Source organism: Acidaminobacter sp. QWL-03 (assembly GCF_058683855.1).
This window is the reverse complement of record NZ_CM178752.1, coordinates 3,478,719-3,491,679: the sequence shown is the minus strand read 5'-3', so window position 1 is coordinate 3,491,679 and position 12,961 is coordinate 3,478,719. Positions and strand designations below refer to the sequence as shown.

The window sequence follows — 12,961 nt, the reverse complement described above, 5'->3', positions numbered from 1 at the left end:
TTATACAATAAATCCATGAAGAGAGTCTTTCAAAATGATTAACATTCAGGAGGCCTATGCCGGATCCAGTCCCAGTTAAAAGGCTGTAACACCGGAGAACCTCATCGCCTCAGTCGTACCTCCACGGTTGTGCCCTTGCCAGGTGTACTTTCAAGTGTCATCTTTCCGCCGTGCAGTTCGACGATTTCATCACAGATCGCAAGTCCCAGACCACTGCCCGATTTTTTGCTCGCGCCTTTATAGAATTTATCTTTGGCATGACGAAGCTCTTCTTTTGTCATCCCAATACCCTGGTCAGCGATGGTAATGACAATTTCTTCAGAGAGTTCCTCCAGGGAGACTTCAACTTGCTTCCCTGGTGATGAAAATTTGATTGCGTTATCCAAAAGATTGATGACAACCTGTCTCAACCGGTTGCTGTCGCCCTCAAGATAAACCTCGTCTGACTTCAGTGAGAAGCTCAACTGAACGCCTTCTTTTTCCGCTCTCGGTTTATACATTTCAATTATTTCTATGAGTTCCTGATCCAGTCTGAATACCTCGAGATAAAGTGTAAAGCGCCCACTCTCTATCCTGGAAAAATCAAGCAGCTCCGTTACCATGGCCGACAGGCGGTCCGTCTCTCTCATGATGACGTTCAACCCTCGTTCCACCTGAGACATGTCCTCAAAACCGCCTGTCAGAATTGTTTCTCCCCAGCCGGTTATGGCAGTCAAAGGCGTTCGGATTTCATGCGAGATCGAAGAGATAAATTCATTTTTCATAGCCTCGGATTTTTGAAGCTGATCAGCCATATAATTTATAGTCTCGCACAGCTCACCGATTTCATCTTTATAGTGATAGGGGATTCGCTCCGACAAATCCCCTTCCGCCATTCGCTTTGAAACCCGGATAATGTTTCGAATAGGTGTTAATATGGACCGGCTGAAACTCTCGGACGTTATAAGCATGAGAATCAGAATGACAACAACTGCAAAGAGCGAATAGACTCCAGCTCTATAGATCATGGCATCTGCGTAGGTCAAGGACGAGACGTATCGAATTGCTGCGATCGAACTGCCTTCATCTTTGCGAATTGTACCCGTTATAGCCATGAGGCGCTCGCCAGTATCAGGATTCCTTCCAATCCACTTTGAAGGCTCGCCGTTCAAAGCTTCAGTGTAGTCCTCCGTTGTCACAGGACGATCCGGAATATAACCCGCTGACGAATAATGGATCACACCTTCAAGATCGAGCACCTGAAGCTCCACAAGATCACCTGATTCAAAATCTCTGACGATCAGCTGAGCAACTTCATCAAAAGAATATTGATTTTGCTGCAGGTATTTTTCGTAAAATCCAGTCGTTACCGACAAATAATTTTCGAGCCCTCGATAGACATAATTGTAATAAAAGCTGCGCACTGTCAGCAAAAATGCCAACAACACCACCAGCGCAACCCCCATGACAATTATGAGATAGGTTCTGACCCAGCGCTTCTTGATTCCTTGCATGGATCACTCCGCCTTCTTCCATTTATATCCAAGTCCCCACACGGTCATTATGAATTCTGGATTCGAAGGGTCTTCTTCCAATTTCTGTCTTAGCCTTCTGATATTGACGTCCACAATCTTATAACTTCCAAAGAAGTTCTCACCCCATACATGATCCAGAATATATTCACGGCTCAGTGGCTTGCCTTCATTTTTCACTAATGTAGCTACAATAGCAAATTCCAGCTGAGTCAGATCGATTTCGACATCATTTTTGAAAATCTGCCGATTTTCGAAGTCTATGACAAAAGGCTTCACATTGTAACGTTCGCTATTATCCTCTTTTAATAATTTGACGCGTCTGAAAAGTGAGTCGACTCTGGCCACCAGCTCTTTGGGGCTAAAAGGTTTTACCATATAATCATCCGCGCCATTTAGCAAACCTTGAATTTTATCCGTCTCCATGGATTTTGCAGTCAGCATAATGATCCCCATATATTTATTGGTTTCTCTGATCCGTTTGCAAACTTCGAATCCATCCATTCCGGGCAGCATGACATCAAGGACAGCAATATCAATCTTAACTTTTGAAACGATTTCAAGCGCTTCCTCACCAGTCCCAGCTTCAAACACCTGATAGCCGTATCTTTTTATGTTTATGACCACAAATTCCCTAATATCCGGTTGATCTTCCAATACTAAAATATTCCCCATATTGCGCCTCCTGTCTTATTGATCTTATTTCTGATGTGGTGATCAATTCAATATAGCAAAGGCGTCAGAAAGCTGCTGCTCCGACACGCCAAATTCAAACTTTGACAAAGTATCACGAGGGAATGTCTTCCCATAATAAAAGTGATCCATAGTTCTGGACAATTCAAAATAACCGAGAGATTTCATCTGAGCATCCACCTGTTCAGCATCTGACCGTTTGATCACGAGCACTTCCAGAATCTTGACGCGTTCAACGCCATCCTCCTGGACTTCAGCAAAGGCAATGCCCTGGTCATTTCGAGTCAGCGTTACGGTATTATCCCAGCTTTGAGGCATCCTAATCCTGAATCCCAGACTTTGATCATCATAAGTTCTGAAAACCGGCATCAAATTTCCGTCACTGTCCCAGTGGTTCCATAAGGTGATCCACGGCACATCGCGCTTCGCGACACGGTCATAGCCAACAGGGCTGATCAGTGTTGGTATTTCAACCCATCCATCTCGGTCAACATCTTCAGTCAGTCTGAAATCAAAACGATAAGTCGGTGATTTATTCGACGCACCTGCAGTGCCGAAACGGCGAATCAATTGACCGTCTCTTTCGACCAGAACTTCAGAGAATGAAGCACCACCACTAAGTGAGGCGTCAAGGACAATGCCAACACGTCCGTCCTCAACCAAGCCTGAAATCATACGTTCATATCTGTTGGTATCATTTGCAAGGCTGACTTCATCCTGCTTTTTAACACCATCCTGATCTAAGGTATATAAACTGGCTTCAGCCATATTGTCAGGTCTCGAAAGCAAAAATGTCACGAGCTCATCTGTCCCATCCATGTCTAAGTCAGCTATGTGAAAATTAGTGTAAATTTCCCTGAAAATTTCTTCAAATTGTTGCAAACCTTGATCGGATTCAGTCATTTGTGAATTCGACTTATAGACAGACAATCCTTTGCTCAGCATGGATCCCCCAAGCCAACCCACAACAATTTCCTTTGTTCCGTCACCATCCAGATCCGGGAATCCAACTTGATCCACATCATAGCCTATCCCAACAATGGTAGGTAATAGTCTCCATCCCTCTCCATTTTCTTTTTTCTGAAGTATGGCAACTTTCAGCGCGTTCTGCTCATTTTGATCTTTAAAAAAAGCTACGGCTTCCTCCTGCTGATCATTGTCTAAATCGATAAACTGAATGGCCGCTCTAAGTATACCTGAAGACGGGTTCATCAATTTAAGGCCGCCACCGTAAAACTCATCAAGCACTGTCTTAACTTCTTCAAATTCGGTGGTTAATTTTGGCGGACGCATGATGTCAGCATTCTGTACATCAAACATACAGCCTTGCACTGATAAGGCCATAATACTTATTAAAAAAAATAGAATTCCACGCTTCATGGATTTTGAACTCCTTTTATTGTACAGTAAGTTCGATTTTGCATCAGGTCAATCTTTTGACCCTATTGTATCATACACGACAGTTCTTCACATCGGGTTACAAAATGAAAAAAAAAGAGGTGAAGATCTACCTCTTTGTAAAATGCTTCTGTCTATCTATGCTAAAAATTAGGAGGCGCTGCCACCATCAAAATTTTTGCAGGCAGCTTACCTGGATTCTTGATTGTATGTTCAAATTGAGTTTTATAATAGAAGGTCTCACCTTTTTTTGCTCTGTATTTTTTGCCGCCCACCACTACGGTCACAGCGCCTTGAATAACAAAACCGAACTCCTCGCCCTGGTGCGGCGCATCCTCAACAAAAGATCCCCCGGGTTCAATTTCAAGCAGAATGGGTTCCATCATGTTCTTTTGAGCGTTAGGAACGATCCAACTCAATAAGTACCCCAAGTCCTTGTCCTCTGTCTCAAAAAAATCAGCCTGTGTGAAGACAATTTTTTCTTCTATGCTCTCGCTAAAAAACTCATTCAGATCTGTACCCAGGCATTCCAATATATCTACCAGACTCGCAATGGAAGGTGAGGTCATATCTCTTTCCAATTGCGAGATAAATCCTTTTGACAATTCACATCTATTTGCCAATTCCTCTTGAGTCAGTTCATTCTTTAATCTCAGCGTCTTGATCTTTTCGCCAATCTGCACTTTTTTTCCTCCATTCAACTGCTCATTTAAAGCAATATTGGGGACAATGTCATAACAGCTCTAAAATATATTTCCCGATCATCTCCGAATCGAACTCAGCACGAAGCTCTTCCAAGTTCTTTTCAACCTGCTCCAGTCGTTCGTCATCAAAAACCATTCCGGCGATGATGGTTTCTAGGTTGTCTTCATCCTCAATCAAAACGCCCAAGCCATGATCCTCTATAAATTTTAAATTTTCCTCTTCTTGACCCACTTTTGAACGCTTCAGCACAACTGGCACACCCTTGTTGATTGCTTCAAACAAAGTTGCCCCCCCTGGTTTGGTCACAACCAAATCAGATGCTTCCATTAGACTCGCGATCTCATTAGAAAATCCTATCACTTCAATATTTTTAAAAGGGCCATATCTGTTCAATTTTTTATATAATTCAGTATCATTCCCAGTCACAACAACAATTTTTGTGTTTTCCATTTTTTCAAAATGCATCAGCATGGATTTGGTCAAAATAATTTTCTTCATTGCGCCACCCATAATCAGAATCTGCCGTTGATCACGCATCTCAGAAGTGTGGTTTTCCTTCACAAGAAAATCATGCCTGACCGGGATTCCAGTGACTCGAATTTTTTCCCTGTTAATTCCCTTTTCAACTAATCTGTTTTCAACTACCTTACATGGAACAAAATAAAGGTCTGTATTATTGTGAATCCACTCCCAGCTGTCCACGACATCTGTAATGGCAGTAATCAAAGGAATCTGAATATCAAATTTATCCTTTGCGCGAGATACAAATCCAGAGCCAAGGGGAAAAGTTGAAATTATCAGTTTAGGCTTAACTTCAAGCAGATAGTCGCCAAAGCGATCTATATATCTGTCATAAATAATTTCATCCAGAAAGTTATTGGGATGATCCCGTTTGATATTGTATAAAACATTGTATAGACTCGGACTATTCCGTGTCAACATATTATAAAAAGCAGTACCGAAGGGTTTGATCCTCGGTGCGAAAATATCCATAATGTCTTTGATACACACCTGCAGACTGTTATCCTCTAACTTCAAGTGTTCACAAATCGCAGCCGCAACACTGTTGTGGCCCCACCCAAAAGACGCTGACAATACAAGAATATCGCATTCCGACATAACGGTACTCATCTCTATGACATCCACTCATTTTTAATCAGAAGCTGATCCGCAAGATTAACAATTTTTTCAGTGGAATAATGTCTTGAAATATTGTCCATACTCTCGATCATAGACAAATAAAGTGTTTTGTCTTTTCTTAAACGTTCCAGTTCCTCACCGATTTGCTCAATATTATCAACATAAATTGCAGCACCGGTTTCAATTAAAAATTCTGTGTTCTCAAATTCCTGACCTGGAATAGCAAAAGGTATTATCATAGGGATTCGTTTTGAGAGCGCCTCTGTGGTAGTCAGCCCGCCTGGCTTTGTGACAATGACATCGCAAAAATCCATTAGCATGGACACTTCTCTTGTAAAGCCGTAGACTTTCAGCTTGCCTGAGGCTATTGCAGACTGGTAATTACTCTCAAGCATAGTCTTCAAAGTCTCATTTCTGCCGCAAATGACGAGAAGTTGATATCTGGCTTCGCTTTCTGTCAGAGATTGAACGACACGCGCTATATCTTTTGAGCCCATGCTTCCGCCCATGACCAGAACTTTGAAATCCTCAATCAATTTTAAAAATTCAGGCGATTTAGGCTGATAAGTCTGAAATTCATCCTTCACCGGGATCCCGTAAGGATGAATAATTTCAGGCGGTACGCCCATTTCGATCAGCGAATCTTTGGTATACTCGCTGCCTGTTATATAGGCATCTACTTCCGGAGAAAGATAGGCATAATGCGCTTTAAAATCCGTCACAACAGAAAAGAATTTAGCGTTGATCTTGCCTCTGGCTTTGAGATCCGAAATGATCCCCACCGCAAATGGGTGTGTGCCTACAATAATAGATGGATTCAATGATTTGACATTGTCATAGAGTCTGCGTTTGATCACAAACATACTATATCTGAGAAAGCGATGGTTAATGCTCTTCCTATTGAGCGCCCTGTACATAAATCCATAAAGGGATGGCAGCCTGTTGGCCAGAACCTTGTATCCATCTTCTACAACGACATTCAAGGCGCGGCTGGTTTCTTTAAACAAATCCATAGTCCTGGTTTCATAACCTGCCTCCCTGAATTTCAACTCCAGGGAACGCGCTGCCGCATTATGGCCTTCACCTGTCGAGGCTGTTAAAATTAAGACTTTCTTCATGGTATTTGCCTCCGCTTCAGACATCCGTCTGATGTTGTTCCAATTTTACTGCGATAGTCTGTTGATTTGGTTTCTCCACAAATTCTACTGAACAATAATTAAATCCAGGTACCATCTGAATTAAATTTCAATTAAATGTTTTAGTTTTTGAATTTACAAGGCACTAAAATGATACCTGATTATCCGTCATTTTTCAACCAGGTTGTCATTTCAAAACAAGTTCTAACAGTCAGCGAATTTTCAGATCTGGTTACAGCGTGGTCAGCGGACCTCAAAAATGGGTATAAATACTTTAAAATACAGCAGGAGCGTGATGGACTTTGCCAATCAAAACTTATCTTACTGCACTTGTCGTCTTTTTCGCGATCGACTTGGTCTGGCTTGGCGTAATCGCTTCAAAACTATACCGCCATTATCTGGGCGCACTTATGGCAGAAAAGGTCAACTGGCCGGCAGCTCTTATTTTTTATGGAGTTTTTATAAGCGGTCTGGTCTTCTTTGTCATTGAACCCGCCCTCGCAAAGGAAAGTCTGCGCTACGCCCTGGGTGCAGGTGCCTTCTTTGGCTTTCTGACCTATGCGACCTATGATTTGACTAACTTAGCCACACTTAAAGGGTGGCCGCTTCCCATAACACTCATCGACCTGGTATGGGGCAGCTTCTTGAGTGCCTCTGTCAGCGGGATCACCTACTGGATTCTGACTAAATTCCAGTAGATCGATTGACATAACCGACTATACAAAAGACGCTCAGAACCCTGTAATAGTGTTCTGAGCGTCTTTATTTCCGTGAAGTGTTTAGAGAATATTCAGCTGCTTTCCGGCTTTCTCAAAAATCTCAACAGCGCGGTCGAGCTGCTCTTTTGTGTGTGCCGCAGTTACCATAACCCGCACGCGGCCTGTCCCCTTCGGAACGGTTGGGAATACGATTGGAGAAACGTAAACACCAAGGTCAAACAACGTTTTGGAGAACTGCATAGTTTTAGCTTCGTCCCCAATCATGACAGGCGTGATTGGCGTCTGGCTGTGTCCAATGTTATAGCCAAGTGATGACATGCCTTTTTTGAAGTATTTGGCGTTTTCCCAGAGTCGGTCTGTATACTCCGTAGAGGTTGTCAACATATTCAGGGCTTCAAGAATGGCACCGACTGCTGCAGGAGGAAGCGAAGTCGAAAAGAGAAGCGGTCTGCCGCGATGGCTGAGCCAATCTCTCATGGTTTCACTGCCGGCGACATAACCACCAATAACACCAATCGCTTTTGACAGCGTACCAATTGTGAAATCGACGCGACCGTGGAGTCCAAAGTGGTCGACGGTACCGCGGCCGCTTTCACCGAGAACGCCTGAGCCATGGGCATCATCCACATAGGTCATGCACTCATAGCGCTCTGCGAGATTGACAATGTCCGGAAGCGGCGCTATGTCGCCGTCCATACTGAACACACCGTCTGTGATGATAAGACAGTTCTTATAAGAGCCGCGGCGTTCCTTCAAAACCCGCTCCAGATCGTTCATGTCACTGTGCTTGTAAACTGCTCTTCCCGCTTTGGAAAGTCTTGTACCATCGATGATTGACGCATGGTTCAGCTCATCCGAAACGATAAGATCCCCGTCAGCGGTAATAGCTTGAATTGCACCCGCATTACAGTTAAATCCCGATTGGAAGCTCATGACCGCTTCTTCGCGCTTAAACTCCGCCAGTTTTTTGTCGAGAGCCTCATGCAGATCCATATTTCCTATGATGGTTCTAACTGCGCCTGACCCGACGCCATATTTTTCAATGGCCTGAATCGCTGCTGCCTTAAGGCGCGGGTGATTTGCAAAGCCCAGGTAGTTGTTTGAGGAAAGATTGATGACCTGTTTGCCGTTCAAAATGACTTCAGCTTCGTTCGGGCCTTCCAGTACAGGCAGCTTGCGATAAACGCCGTCTGCTTTTAATGCTTCCAGATTTTCTTTGAGATAATTCAATTCGTGTATGTTTGACATATGAATTCCCCTTTTCGTCAGTTTAACATCATCACCAATGTGACATTGTTTAGTGAACGTTTAAGACGCTCTAAGTCTATCACTCGATTCCTGCGAGTTCAAGGGCGGACACTTAACGAGGAAAATTACATTTTGTTTACGGTTGGCGGACTATTCGCACTTTAGCATCTTCAAACCTGAACCTGTCGGATTTTTCGGATCAACGCTTTCCTAGTCCCCTTCCATCATTTCAATTACCTGTTTCAGATGGTCCGGAAGAGCTCTTTCAACTGCCCATTGCCTCAGCTTTTCAATGAGCACCAAATTCTGACTGTTATAAATATTGATCACGGCATTTCTTTGAAGTGTTTTTAAGCCTCTCCACGAAAAACCATGATGGCGGAACTTTTGTTGAAAATCTTTTTTATTGGAATTCAAAAGTTCAAATGGATTCAGTTGATTAGGCGACATGGATCTCAACAATACAGTGTCAGAAGACACTCTATTTTTAGGACAGGCTTTCTGACAACTTTCGCATCCATAAAGGGCGGGGCCTATCCAAACTGCTTCTGTCATTGTTAATGTCCTTTTTTGCTGAGTCAGACTGGAAATACAACGAGAGGTCACAAACTCAAACTCACCGCAAAGAGCGCCTGTTGGACACGCTTCCTGGCAAATTCTGCACGCCCCGCATTCCGAATACGGCTGGGTCAGCTGAGGCGGTGAGGATTCGATCCGTCCGCGTGTGAGCAGATAGCCAAAGACCACAGCGCTTCCGTAAGTCGAATTAATCAGCAGCTGATGACGTCCATAGGTGCCTAACCCGGCCAAAAATGCGAGATAACGGTCGTTTAACGGCCCCGTATCGCAAAACACCATGCATTCACCGCTGCCGTGTCCAGCCAGCCACTCACCCAAAGCTATAAGCTTTTCCCTCACCAGATCATGGTAATCATATCCCCACGCCATAGAAGATATCTCGCAAACGGCCTCCGGATCTTCCGTCCTGGATTTATAGAGCTCGTACGGCAACCCTATGACCACTATAGACCGGACGCCCGGCATGACTTTTTCCGGCATACCGACCATTTCCAGTTCAGGTTCGAACCCGCTTAGTTCGCCAGCTCTTATCCGTCTTAAAAGCGCTTCCTGGGGCACCTGCATTTCAATGGCATCCACGACCCCAACCATGGGAATACCGAGGTCTCTTGCCGCTTGTTCTAACCGATGGCAGGCAATCATACCCCCATGCGTCCCTTGATCAGGGCAATTTCTTCAGCATAGCCCTCCGGTTCATTAGGTGTCTCAAGGAGTATTGGAAGCGGGCGAATGACTGGATGCTCAATAAACCGAATCAATGGCTCAAGCCCAATCAATCCTTTTCCCAGCTTTTCATGACGATCCTTTTTTGCGTTGAACGGTGTCATAGAATCGTTGAAATGAATAGCTTTTAGCCGATCCAATCCAATAATTTTATCGAACTCTTCCAGGACCTGATCCATCTGATGAATATAATCATATCCTGCAGAAAAAATATGACACGTATCCAGGCATATGCCCATTTTTTCCTGATAATTCACGCGGTCAATGATTTCTTTGAGCTGTTCGAAGGTAAAGCCGACCTCCGAGCCCTTTCCGGACATAGTTTCGAGCAATAATGTCGTTGTTTCGCTGCCTGTCAGCGTCTCATTAATGATGCCGGAGATCAGTTCGATCCCCTTTTCCACACCTTGTCCCACGTGTGAGCCAGGATGAAAATTATACAGTGTTGCCGGAAACGCCTCCATTCTTTCAAGATCTTCCTTGAAAGAACGCTTGGCAAAATCGAATACTTTGGGATCAGCTGCAGCCAGATTCATGGTATAGGGCGCGTGGGCAAGCAATGGGCCAAACCCGTGCGTCTGCATAAGTTCAGCTGCCTTCTCGTAATCTTGGGGATCTGCTGCTCTTGCACTGCCGCCCCTGGGGTTTCTTGTAAAAAATTGAAAGGTATTTGCACCAATAGATATTGCTTCTTTAACCGCTGACTCAAAGCCTTTCGCGATTGATAAATGGCAACCAATATACATAGTTCATCTCCTTTATACCCGGCCTTCAGAGCTGATTAATTCTATTTCTTTGGCAATTCATCCTCTTTTTTGAAAGCATCGTGCTCCATCGGAATAATCATGCTCGCTGCAAAATAAGGCGCCGTTTCTGGCCGGATCTCTTTTTTGTCTGCCAAAAAAGTCTTCATGGCCTCCAATAATCTTTGATTCAATTCGTCCGCCTCTTCCTGCGTCAAATAGTATTCATAATCGTAATTGATTTTTCTTGGCTGAGTGATCCCTTTGCTGTTAATTGATTTATAGAATTCTTTTGAGATCTTCTCAAAAATTGCAGCTGTTGCTTTTCCAAAGCTTTCTTTCATTTTAGTGTCTTCCGGGTGGATTGCTGAGGCATCCAGCAAGATGGATTCCGCTACAGGCATATAGTATTTTTCGACGACGCCTTGCTTGACCTGTACCTCTACCAATTTAAGGATCCCTACACCGGCGAGTGTTTTAATGTGGTAGTTAACACGGCCGTGGGGCTCACCCATTTTTTTAGAGATATCTTTAGCACTCGCCGGTTTGTTTTCAAAGGCTTCAATAATTTTGATCCTATAGGGACTTGATAACGCTTTGATCTGTTCCAAGCTTTTTACCACCAGTATTTCATCGATAGCCATAATTTGTCCCCCATTCGAAGCGCCCGTCAAGACTCATGTGTTTACCGCCATTGCTGACTATTCAATTTCCATAATAAAATAGCTAATGTCATCTTTCAATTTATCCATTTTAGGATAGATACGACCTATCAAGCGCTCATTAAGGGCTTTTAGAGACAGTTCAATGTGATCTGACATAAATTCTTCAAGACCAACCTGATCCATGACCCTATTTTTATCCATGTCAATCAGACCATCTGTGTAAAAGACAACTCGATCCCCGGGCTTCAGTTCCACTGTGGCACTTTGATATTCGGGTTTATATAAATCGCTGAACTTGCATATCGGAAAGCCCAAACTCTCATCCAAAGTTTTGAATTCTCCATCCCTGGATATTATAAATGGCTGACAATTCATGCCACCGGAGCAATAGGTCAACGTTCTGTCTGACAAACAGTAGGCTGCAAAAAAGATGACCATGTGCATTTCGTCAGGAAAATTCATGCGATTGAATTCTTCGTAAAAATTCGATAGGTTCTTATGGGGTTTCAATCCACGATACCGCTTGATCAGCCTTTCGGTAGATTTAATATAATTGTTGCAGAACATGGTCATGAGCGCTGCTGAGATCCCATGGCCTGAAACATCCAAAATATACATACCCACATGATCATCATCGATTCTATAGATATCATAAAAGTCGCCGCTCAGGTCCTCACAAGGAAAATACCCTGTCACAAAGGCCGCATTTTTGATGGCAAAGCGCTGATCAGGCAAGAGAGATTGCTGAATATTCCTGGCGTACTCAAGCTCTGTCTCAAACTTTCTGTTGCGGTCAAAAATTTCTTTCGTTCGTTTTTGAATAACCCGATCCAGATTATTTGCATATAGGGCAATCTGCTTTTCCTTCATTTCAATGTCGTTAAGCGGATCACCAATGCCCTTTCGGTAGAACTCAAGAAGCAGCAGCGCGATTCCGGTCAAGCTAAGCAAAATGGAAAGGAAAGGCGCACCTGCCCCATTATTGAAGCCCAGGATAGCAAACGCTTTCGAAAAAAACAGGCTGACATAACCTACAACGACACCCAGATATCTATAGTCGTCATCAATATAGGCATGGCGAAATGCCATCATCATTAATAACAGCACAACGACCGCTGATAAATAATCCATTGTCAGTGAAAGAAGTTTTGAAATCTCGGCTGTCACGGGGTTGTTGATTGAATCTTGATACAGGAACAGGACGACAAGCAGGGTCAGAACGACAGGAACAACCGGTAATAGTTTTGTGATTTTAACCTGTTTCAAAATAAACTTGCGGTCTGACGGAATCCATTCCGCCGCCAGAGCCGACAGGAAAAATACCAGGTACCCACCGGCAAGCAGACTAGAGGAAACATTCACGGGAAATTCCAAAAGTCCCGGCCCCCCAAAGTCAATAAGCAGATGGATCAAGTAGGCCGTCAAAGCGACTGAAAATCCTACTGAATAGATCAAGCTTCCAACCTTATGGTCCCGAATAAACATGTAATAGGATATGTTATAAAGGGCCATAAGCACAATAACGGTCGTCATATGAAACAAGATGACAAGGCCGCTGAGCCATGGCACTTCCAGAAATTGATCCAGGATGTCATAGTGTCTCTGATACAGCGTCAGCAGTCCAAGCAGCAGCATAAAGGAAAGCGGAGGCTTGAGAAATCCGGTCTGTACGCGATTCAGCTGCTTTGAAATGACTTCCAT

12 protein-coding genes are annotated in these 12,961 nt (G+C 43.7%); 1 reads left to right on the top strand and 11 read right to left on the bottom strand.

Going from position 1 to position 12,961, the window contains the following annotated elements; all coding sequences use genetic code 11:
- Positions 1-101 precede the first annotated feature (101 nt).
- From AC4PHM_RS16130 to AC4PHM_RS16105, 6 genes are all read right to left on the bottom strand, one after another.
- Positions 102-1,493, bottom strand: coding sequence for a sensor histidine kinase (locus tag AC4PHM_RS16130; RefSeq protein WP_492018741.1), 1,392 nt, complete (start codon positions 1,491-1,493; stop codon positions 102-104).
- A gap of 3 nt (positions 1,494-1,496) precedes the next feature.
- Positions 1,497-2,186, bottom strand: coding sequence for a response regulator transcription factor (locus AC4PHM_RS16125; RefSeq protein ID WP_492018740.1), 690 nt, complete (start codon positions 2,184-2,186; stop codon positions 1,497-1,499).
- Positions 2,187-2,228: 42 nt separating this feature from the next.
- Positions 2,229-3,584 carry a hypothetical protein gene (locus tag AC4PHM_RS16120; protein ID WP_492018739.1) on the bottom strand — a complete coding sequence of 452 codons (1,356 nt, stop codon included), beginning with the start codon at positions 3,582-3,584 and terminating at the stop codon, positions 2,229-2,231.
- Between the two features lie 161 nt (positions 3,585-3,745).
- A complete protein-coding gene (locus AC4PHM_RS16115) occupies positions 3,746-4,285 on the bottom strand; it encodes a helix-turn-helix domain-containing protein (RefSeq protein WP_291401875.1) in 540 nt (179 codons plus the stop codon).
- A gap of 49 nt (positions 4,286-4,334) precedes the next feature.
- Entirely contained in the window at positions 4,335-5,438 is a 1,104-nt protein-coding gene (locus AC4PHM_RS16110; RefSeq protein ID WP_492018738.1) for an MGDG synthase family glycosyltransferase, read from the bottom strand.
- A 2-nt stretch (positions 5,439-5,440) separates the two neighbouring features.
- Positions 5,441-6,565 carry an MGDG synthase family glycosyltransferase gene (locus AC4PHM_RS16105; protein WP_492018737.1) on the bottom strand — a complete coding sequence of 375 codons (1,125 nt, stop codon included), beginning with the start codon at positions 6,563-6,565 and terminating at the stop codon, positions 5,441-5,443.
- 320 nt (positions 6,566-6,885) lie between these two features.
- Here AC4PHM_RS16105 and AC4PHM_RS16100 point away from each other — a divergent pair, with 320 nt between their 5' ends.
- A complete protein-coding gene (locus tag AC4PHM_RS16100) occupies positions 6,886-7,281 on the top strand; it encodes a DUF2177 family protein (protein ID WP_291401870.1) in 396 nt (131 codons plus the stop codon).
- Between the two features lie 81 nt (positions 7,282-7,362).
- On the opposite strand, the gene AC4PHM_RS16095 is transcribed toward AC4PHM_RS16100, so the two are convergent.
- The 5 genes from AC4PHM_RS16095 to AC4PHM_RS16075 all read right to left on the bottom strand — a co-directional run bounded on the left by AC4PHM_RS16095 (position 7,363) and on the right by AC4PHM_RS16075 (position 12,961).
- Entirely contained in the window at positions 7,363-8,550 is a 1,188-nt protein-coding gene (locus AC4PHM_RS16095) for a glycine C-acetyltransferase (RefSeq protein WP_492018736.1), read from the bottom strand.
- A gap of 210 nt (positions 8,551-8,760) precedes the next feature.
- Entirely contained in the window at positions 8,761-9,771 is a 1,011-nt protein-coding gene (locus AC4PHM_RS16090) for an epoxyqueuosine reductase (protein WP_492018735.1), read from the bottom strand.
- Positions 9,768-10,598, bottom strand: coding sequence for a deoxyribonuclease IV (locus tag AC4PHM_RS16085; RefSeq protein WP_492018734.1), 831 nt, complete (start codon positions 10,596-10,598; stop codon positions 9,768-9,770). The genes AC4PHM_RS16090 and AC4PHM_RS16085 overlap by 4 nt, the downstream gene beginning before the upstream one ends.
- A 41-nt stretch (positions 10,599-10,639) precedes the next feature.
- Positions 10,640-11,239 (bottom strand): ArsR/SmtB family transcription factor, encoded by a 600-nt coding sequence (locus AC4PHM_RS16080; protein WP_492018733.1) that lies wholly within the window; start codon positions 11,237-11,239, stop codon positions 10,640-10,642.
- 57 nt (positions 11,240-11,296) lie between these two features.
- The gene (locus tag AC4PHM_RS16075; RefSeq protein WP_492018732.1) at positions 11,297-12,961 is read right to left on the bottom strand and encodes a PP2C family protein-serine/threonine phosphatase; all 1,665 of its coding nucleotides are present in this window, start codon (positions 12,959-12,961) and stop codon (positions 11,297-11,299) included.

Excerpts from the sequence above, each read along its gene's own strand:
- AC4PHM_RS16130 (WP_492018741.1), bottom strand. The coding sequence starts at position 1,493 with ATGCAAGGAATCAAGAAGCGCTGGGTCAGAACCTATCTCATAATTGTC.
- AC4PHM_RS16125 (WP_492018740.1), bottom strand. The coding sequence starts at position 2,186 with ATGGGGAATATTTTAGTATTGGAAGATCAACCGGATATTAGGGAATTT.
- AC4PHM_RS16120 (WP_492018739.1), bottom strand. The coding sequence starts at position 3,584 with ATGAAGCGTGGAATTCTATTTTTTTTAATAAGTATTATGGCCTTATCA.
- AC4PHM_RS16110 (WP_492018738.1), bottom strand. The coding sequence starts at position 5,438 with ATGAGTACCGTTATGTCGGAATGCGATATTCTTGTATTGTCAGCGTCT.
- AC4PHM_RS16105 (WP_492018737.1), bottom strand. The coding sequence starts at position 6,565 with ATGAAGAAAGTCTTAATTTTAACAGCCTCGACAGGTGAAGGCCATAAT.
- AC4PHM_RS16095 (WP_492018736.1), bottom strand. The coding sequence starts at position 8,550 with ATGTCAAACATACACGAATTGAATTATCTCAAAGAAAATCTGGAAGCA.
- AC4PHM_RS16090 (WP_492018735.1), bottom strand. The coding sequence starts at position 9,771 with ATGATTGCCTGCCATCGGTTAGAACAAGCGGCAAGAGACCTCGGTATT.
- AC4PHM_RS16085 (WP_492018734.1), bottom strand. The coding sequence starts at position 10,598 with ATGTATATTGGTTGCCATTTATCAATCGCGAAAGGCTTTGAGTCAGCG.
- AC4PHM_RS16080 (WP_492018733.1), bottom strand. The coding sequence starts at position 11,239 with ATGGCTATCGATGAAATACTGGTGGTAAAAAGCTTGGAACAGATCAAA.
- AC4PHM_RS16075 (WP_492018732.1), bottom strand. The coding sequence starts at position 12,961 with ATGGAAGTCATTTCAAAGCAGCTGAATCGCGTACAGACCGGATTTCTC.